The sequence below is a fragment of the Deinococcus piscis genome (genome assembly GCF_014653275.1).
In the GTDB taxonomy this organism is placed as follows: Bacteria; Deinococcota; Deinococci; order Deinococcales; family Deinococcaceae; genus Deinococcus; species Deinococcus piscis.
The window spans coordinates 94,523-101,253 of sequence record NZ_BNAL01000006.1 but is presented as its reverse complement, the minus strand read 5'-3'; the positions used below and the strand labels follow the sequence as shown (position 1 = coordinate 101,253).

The following is a 6,731-nucleotide window of genomic DNA, read 5'->3' as shown; positions in this document are numbered from 1 at the left end:
GCGGGATCAAAAGATGCATTCGTATTCGGGCCAATACCGTGGTAGACGGTGAATATGCTCGTGACTGTTTCGCGTCACTGGAGCCTTGTCAAACACGAGCCCTGTTTGAAAAGGCCTGGGTTCAGGGCAGCTGGATGCGAGTAGTCGCGACGCTCTCCCCAGAGGGAGAGCGGGTCATTGTCGCTTCAGACTTATCCGTCTGGGACACGCTCACTATCTATAGGCAGCGCTGGGCCATCGAAACCACCTTCTCTGCCATGAAATCCAGAGGGTTGAATCTGGAGCAAACCCACATGACCAACCCGGAGCGGGTGGGGAACTTGTTTGGGCTGCTGACCCTAGCCCTGACCTGGATGCTGCGTGTGGGTGAATGGCGGACTGAACAGCAACCCATAAGTGTCAAAACACATGGTCGCCCTGCGGTCAGCAGGGCGAGGTACGGGTATGAGGAGCTGAGCCGTGCGCTGCGGTGGGGCGGGGAGAAATTCAGGCTCTTCCTGGACCTCTTGAGGACTCCATTTCCTGCGCCAGGAGGGGCCGAAAGGCAACCTGTCAGGTACTGAGCCGTCGCTCTCAGCGCCTGTGGTGGTGGCTCGCCCAAACCACCCACCCAGACCCCTCCGACAACGCCTCCTCCTGCCGAAGTGGTCACACTGAGCGGCGCAGTGGCGCAGGGCCGAGGGCAAGAAGCTGTAGCCGGAGCCACCGTGACCGTAAAGGGCGGCGGCACCGCACAGACAGACGCCAACGGCCTATTTAGCGTCAGCGCCCCCAAAGGACTGGCTGAAGTCACCATCAGCAAGGCGGGCCACGCCAGCACCCGAGTGGTGGGCCTGAACACGGCGGAAACCACCGAGATTGAGGAAATCCTGCGGCCTGCCTTTGATGCGGCAGCAACCACCAAAGCGCCCAGCATGAGCCTCAGCGTGCTGCGCGGTGACCCCGCCGAACCAGGCAACTGGGACGACCTGGAAACCGGCGAAGTGCTCAATACCTACGGGGAAGACATCACCATCGCCGTCAAGGTGCAGGTGGACGACCCGGAGATGAATACCTTCAAGACCGGTGTGGCGAGTATCGAGGTGGCCGGTGGAACCAGCGGGCATCTGAACGCGGGCCTGACCCGCAACCTTTTCGGCGACCCACGCGGCGATGTCACGTCTTTCAGCTTCAGCGCAAGCGAGCTGGCGGCCTATCAGGGCAAGGTGAACCTGCATGTGACCGCCTACGACCTGAACGGCAACCGTGTCCACCTGATTCAGCCGCTCAATGTGTTGTCGCCCAAGAACACCAACGCGGTGCTGGCCCCGCAAAATGTGAATCCCTTGGCCGTGACCTTTGCTGACAACCTGACCTTTGGGCCCCAGAGTGTGCAGCCTGAGGTACGCGCTGCACTGCTAGAACAGCTCAGTGGCCTGAAGGCTTCGGCGCTCAACCAGCCTGGCCTGTCCCCCATGGCCGCGCCAGATGACGCGAGCCTGTGGGTTGACGTGCCCTTCAGCTATCCGAGCAAAGACCTGCCACGCGCCTTTGAACTGTGGCGGTCCTTTGACGGCAAAACCTTTAGCAAGGTCTTCTCGGCTGCGCCTCAGCGTGTGGCAGCGGGCACCAGTGGCCGCTACATGATGCGTGACACCAGCCCGTTGCTGACCCCTGGCCGGGAAGTGTTCTACAAGGTCCGGGCCGTGAGCGACTCAGGGGCCGCCAACTCCGAGATGGGCAACACCACACCTCTGGGCCGCTACACCGTCAACCTGGTTTCGCCCAGCCAAGCGCAGACCCTGGTGAGCCTCAAGCCCACCTTTACCTGGACCAGCACGGGGGCCAGCGACTTGACCGTCAGCAATGTGATCGTGCTGGACCGCGTGCAGTCCGAAGGAGCCACGGTGGCCTGGCTCAGCGAGGAAATGGAGAATCAGGAGCGTGCAGAGTACAACTTCGACGGCTCCGCTGCTCAGCCGCAGCTTCAGCCATATCACGCCTACGAATGGCAGCTCGCCTCGGTCACCATAAACGCAGAGGGTGACGCCCTGGCGGTGGCTGCCGACTACTTCAATCTGTACAACGTCTATGCGGCCAAATCTGGGCCGGTCCATGAATTTGTCACTGGAGGAGCACAATGAATCACCGACAGCACTTTGCGGGAATCCTGGGCCTGTCACTGCTGCTGGCCAGCTGCGGCCAGACCTCTACTCCCCCGCTCCACTCGGCACCGGGGCCAACTCCAACTGCACCCGGTCAGGCAGTCCCTGAACTGGACGGTGACCGCATCGCCCACCAGCTCATTGTGGGCCTGGACGCAGGCGGCGACCTCAACGCTGTTCTTACGGCGCTGGACGCCCGCTTGGTGGACCGCAATGAACGGCTGGGCGCGGTCCTGATAGAAGTGCCGCAGGGCCGCAGCCTGGAAAAAGCAGCGGGGCTCCTGCGCGGCGTGGCGGGCGTCAGGTACGCCGAACCCAACTACGTCGCGTCCAAGCCAGTACAGCTGGAAAGCCAGTCGCCACTGGGCGCTCAGAGTGTGTACGGCGGCCTGAACGACCCGGAAATCGGCTACCAGTGGTTCCTGCGCAGCATGAAAGCGGCTGAGGCCTGGAAAACCACCACCGGTAAAGGCATCCGTATTGCGGTGGCCGATGAGGACATTGACCGCCACCACCCCGACCTGGCCGCCAACATCGCCTATCCAGGCTACGATTCGCCCAACAATACGTTGATCACCCCGGCAACCCCGCATGACGGAATGGGCCAGCACGGCACCTGGGTGGCCGGAACAGCCGCCGCCGTGGGCAACAACGGCATCGGCGGCGCAGGGGTGGCCCCTGACGCCAGCATTGTGCCGGTGACGATTACCCACAGCGGCACAGGCGCGTCCTACTGGGATTCAGCCAGAGCCTTCGTCTGGTCGGTGAACGGCCCTGACAACCTGGCTCCTGGCGACGCTGGGGACGCCGACACCCCCGCAGGCCGCAGCGGCTACGTGGACATCGTCAACTACTCGTTTGGCGGTGACAACTACTCGCAGATTCTGCGCGAAGGCATTGAGTATGTGCTGCAACATGGCGTGGTTTTTGTGACCTCGGCGGGCAACACGCCCACCACTGGCTCATCTTCCGGCGCTTGGGTGCCGGGCGTCATCTCGGTGGCCGCCACCACGGCCACTGATACGCGCACCACTTTCTCCAACCGGGGTGGACACCTCAGCGTGGCTGCGCCGGGTGAAAACATCTGGGTGCCTGGCACCCGCAGCCGCATCAACGACCCCAGCGACAACACCTACGCCTACGTAAACGGCACCTCGTTTGCAGGGCCGGCCACCGCGGGTGCAGCGGCCCTGGTGCTGGCTGCCGCCGCCGAAAAGGACGCGTCCGGGGCCATCAACCGCGTGAACCTGACCCCCGCTCAGGTTCGGCACATTCTGGAAGACACCGCCCACAGCCCCACAGGCGGCTACACCACCGACCTGGGCTACGGCGTGGTGCGGGCTGACCGCGCTGTAGACATGGCGCTGAACGACGCCTCCAACCGCGTCGAAAAGGGGGCCAGCCTGGATATGCGCTTTGTGGCGCAGTCAGACCCCAGCGTGGGCATTCCGTTGGTGGGCGTAACGCTCAAGGGCTCCGAGCGGCGTCCAGACCAACTGCTGTACGGCCAGTCGGCAGCGGGAGCTTTCGTTTATCCCTCGGGTCACACCAGCTTCTATGAGATTGACGCAGGCGACTATCAGCTGTTTGCTTCCGGTCCGCGTCCCATCCTGACGGGCACCGCTCCTGGTAGCAGCGTGGCCAGCGTCAGCCTGAGCCCCGGCGAGCGGCGCACGCTGGGCGACCAAGCGGGCGTGCCGCTGGCCGTGGCCTTGCCTGCCGACCCCTACGAGCCCAACAACACGCCCGCCCAGGCCACAGCCATCACTTACGGACAGGGACTCGAAGCCGTGATGGGCGAGCGCGATACCGACCTGTACCGCTTCAGCGCCCAGGCTGGTGAAACCGCATTCATCGGCACGCAGACCCTGCTCGGCTCACCCGACCTCAAGGTGCGTGTCCTGGACGGCAGCGGCAAAGAGCTGGCTGTCAACGCCAGCTTCCGCAGCGGCCTGCGTGACGCGGCGCTGGCCTTCCGGGTGCCCGCCAGCGGCCAGTACTTTGCCGAAATCACCGACGAAGGAGTCGGCGGAGCGTTCAACACCTATCTGGTGGGCCTGACCCGCTGGAAAGGCCAAGCCCCCGAACAGAACGAAGCTGGCCGCGTGACCAACGATACCTTTGGCGGCGTGGACTGGAGCAAAGCCCTGGGTACGGCTGTGGGCGAGACATACGAAGCCACCCTCGCCACCAATACCGATGTGGACACCTTCCGCCTGAGCGCCCGCGCAGGTCAAACCCTGGTCATTGACACTCTGGCACACGAAAGCGGCAAGCCTGACCTGATGCTGGGCCTGTTCGATGCTCAGGGACAGCTGCTGGCCAGCAACGACGACTTTACCGGCCAGGACTCCATGGTGACTTTCGAGGTGCCCAGCGACGGCGAGTATTTTGTGGCCGCAGGCAGCTACAACGCCGAGAGCAAAGGCACCTATACCATCAGCTTCATGGAGAAACCCGGCCAATAGAGCCTTTCTGTAGCGCACTGACCTGTAGCGCACTGACCTGTAGCGCGTTGACTGTCCCTGTTCTGCCAGTAATGCCGACGTCACCTCACCGGAAAAAGCCCGCCCCGAAGTGGAGGCGGGTTTTTTGCGATTTCTGTTGACCTCGGTTTGAACGCTCAAATCCTTGGCGATTCAGCCGCAATCGGTATCAGAGGACGTCGTCAGCGGTGCCACGCTTGCGGAGGTTGTTCTGGGTCTTGCGCCAGCGCAGGGCCTTCACGATGGCCGGAGCCGCAGCGTTGAGCGGCAAGTCATAGGCCGGGAACCAGACGCGCTCCTCGGAAAATTTCAGCTTCATCTTGAATACGCCGTAGGAATGCTTGGATTCATCCAGCTCGCGGGGAATGCCCCAGAAGTCAAAGACCCGGTAACCGTGCTTTTTGGCGTCCAGCAGAGCGTTCCAATAAAAAGCGTCGGGGGCTTTGGCGTCCTTGCGGGGCGAACCGTCGGCGGTGGGGCGGTCGTCGCGCACGCTGCCGCCGTACAGGTAGCAGGTGGTGTCGCCCAGAGCCAGGAAAAAGCCGCCGGCCAGAGCGCGGCCTTCGTGACGCGAGAGGAGCAGATAGCTTTCGCCGCCGTACTTGTTGCCCTCGCGCAGCATCGTTTCGTAGTAGGCGCGGGGAAAAGCGCCCAGCTTGGCCCGCTCGTTGGTGGCGGTAAAGATTTCCCAGAAGCCCTCGAAGTCGGTGCTGCGTCCCGCTTCTACGCCGCGCTTCTCGGCGGCACGGACGTTGCGGCGGGCCATAGAATGCAGCTCCGCGAACAGCTCTTTTTCGCCCGCATCCAGCCGCTTGATAATGGTGTGCTCGGGCTGCTCGGTGGCGGCGCGCTCAAAGGGACCGAACCCTGCGGGGATGTTCTGATCACCCTCGCCAGCAGGCAGCATCAGCGGCGGCTCGATCTTGAGCAGAGTATCGCTGGGGCGGCGCACCGCCTGCACCGCCTGGCCGAACTCCGGCAGCAGGTCCGTGTCCAGAATTGCGGGGCCACGCGGAGCATACAGGGTAGAAAAACCGGGAATCAGCCGCTTGCGAATCAGCTGCACCGCCCCCACCGTCTCTGCGCCGCGCTGAAGCAAGTAGCGCTCGGGCTGCTGGCCCAGCACCCGCCGCGCCTCGCCGTAGCCCCAGCCTTGCAGGGGGCTGCTGAGGGGCATGGTGGCCACCACATCGTTGTAGGCCTGAGGGTCGGTTGCAGGAATCAGCTGAATCGTCGGCTTAGACACAGCTTGGATTGTAGCAGTGGCCCTGGCCGGGAGCAGAAGGCAGGGAAAAGTAGAAGGCCGCAGGCGAAAAGGGCACCTGCCGCGCTACAAACGGCCTTGGCTTCACCGGGAGGAAGGCAGGCCGTCCCAGAAGCGCTGCATATCGGCAGGAAGTGGGCTACGCAGCCGCACCTGTGCCCCGTCCCAGGGAAAATGCAAGCTGGCCGCGTGCAGGGCCTGACGTGGCAAGCCGAGGCGGCGGGTCAGCTCCGGGGTCTGGCCGGTCTCGCGGAATTCCAAGAAGGCGTCCCGCTCAGGGCCGTAGATCTTGTCACCCACCAGCGGCAGGCCCAGGTGGTACAGGTGGGCGCGAATCTGGTGCAGGCGGCCAGTCCGGGGCCGCGCTTCGATCAGGGCGTGCCCGGCGCGGCGCTCCAGCACCCGGAACGCCGTCACCGCAGGGCGGCCATCCGGCACCACCCCCTGCCGCATGATGACCCGGTTGCCCCCGCCCAGGCCCAGCTCGCCCAGAGGGGCGTCTAACTCGTAATCGCTCCAACCAGGATCACCGCGCACGATGGCCAGATAGGTTTTGGCCACCAGGCGCTGACCAAACAGCACGAAAAAGCGCCGCGCCGATTCGGCATCGCGGCTGAGCAGCAGCAGACCCGACGTTTCACGGTCCAGCCGGTGCGGTGGCCCCAGGCCCGGCTCGCCCGTCTGGCCCTGCCAGTAGCTCACCACATCTGGCACGCGGCTGCTGCCGTGGGACCGCACCGGATGGGTCAACCACAAAGCTGGCTTGTAAAGGGCGTAAAAGTCGGGATGTTCAAGCACCAGCTGGGGGCGCTCGCCCGCTTCGCCTGAGGCCACAGC

5 protein-coding genes are annotated in these 6,731 nt (G+C 63.9%); 3 read left to right on the top strand and 2 right to left on the bottom strand.

The window, feature by feature from the left end:
• From IE158_RS04000 to IE158_RS03990, 3 genes are all read left to right on the top strand, one after another.
• Nucleotides 1–563 (top strand): transposase (locus tag IE158_RS04000; protein ID WP_189642380.1); only part of this gene is annotated, 563 nt, incomplete at its 5' end.
• Between the two features lie 81 nt (nt 564–644).
• Complete coding sequence (locus IE158_RS03995) at nt 645–2,123, top strand: peptidase associated/transthyretin-like domain-containing protein (protein ID WP_189642379.1); 1,479 nt, start codon at nt 645–647, stop codon at nt 2,121–2,123.
• Nucleotides 2,120–4,612 carry a S8 family serine peptidase gene (locus IE158_RS03990; RefSeq protein WP_189642378.1) on the top strand — a complete coding sequence of 831 codons (2,493 nt, stop codon included), beginning with the start codon at nt 2,120–2,122 and terminating at the stop codon, nt 4,610–4,612. The genes IE158_RS03995 and IE158_RS03990 overlap by 4 nt, the downstream gene beginning before the upstream one ends.
• 187 nt (nt 4,613–4,799) lie before the next feature.
• On the opposite strand, the gene IE158_RS03985 is transcribed toward IE158_RS03990, so the two are convergent.
• Nucleotides 4,800–5,876: a lipid II:glycine glycyltransferase FemX gene (locus IE158_RS03985; protein ID WP_189642377.1), complete on the bottom strand. Its 1,077-nt coding sequence runs from the start codon at nt 5,874–5,876 to the stop codon at nt 4,800–4,802.
• A gap of 102 nt (nt 5,877–5,978) precedes the next feature.
• Nucleotides 5,979–6,728, bottom strand: a complete 750-nt coding sequence (locus IE158_RS03980; RefSeq protein WP_189642376.1) for an RluA family pseudouridine synthase — start codon at nt 6,726–6,728, stop codon at nt 5,979–5,981.
• Nucleotides 6,729–6,731 lie beyond the last annotated feature (3 nt).

Coding starts and splice junctions, on each gene's coding strand:
- IE158_RS03990 (WP_189642378.1), top strand. CDS start 2,120: ATGAATCACCGACAGCACTTTGCGGGAATCCTGGGCCTGTCACTGCTG.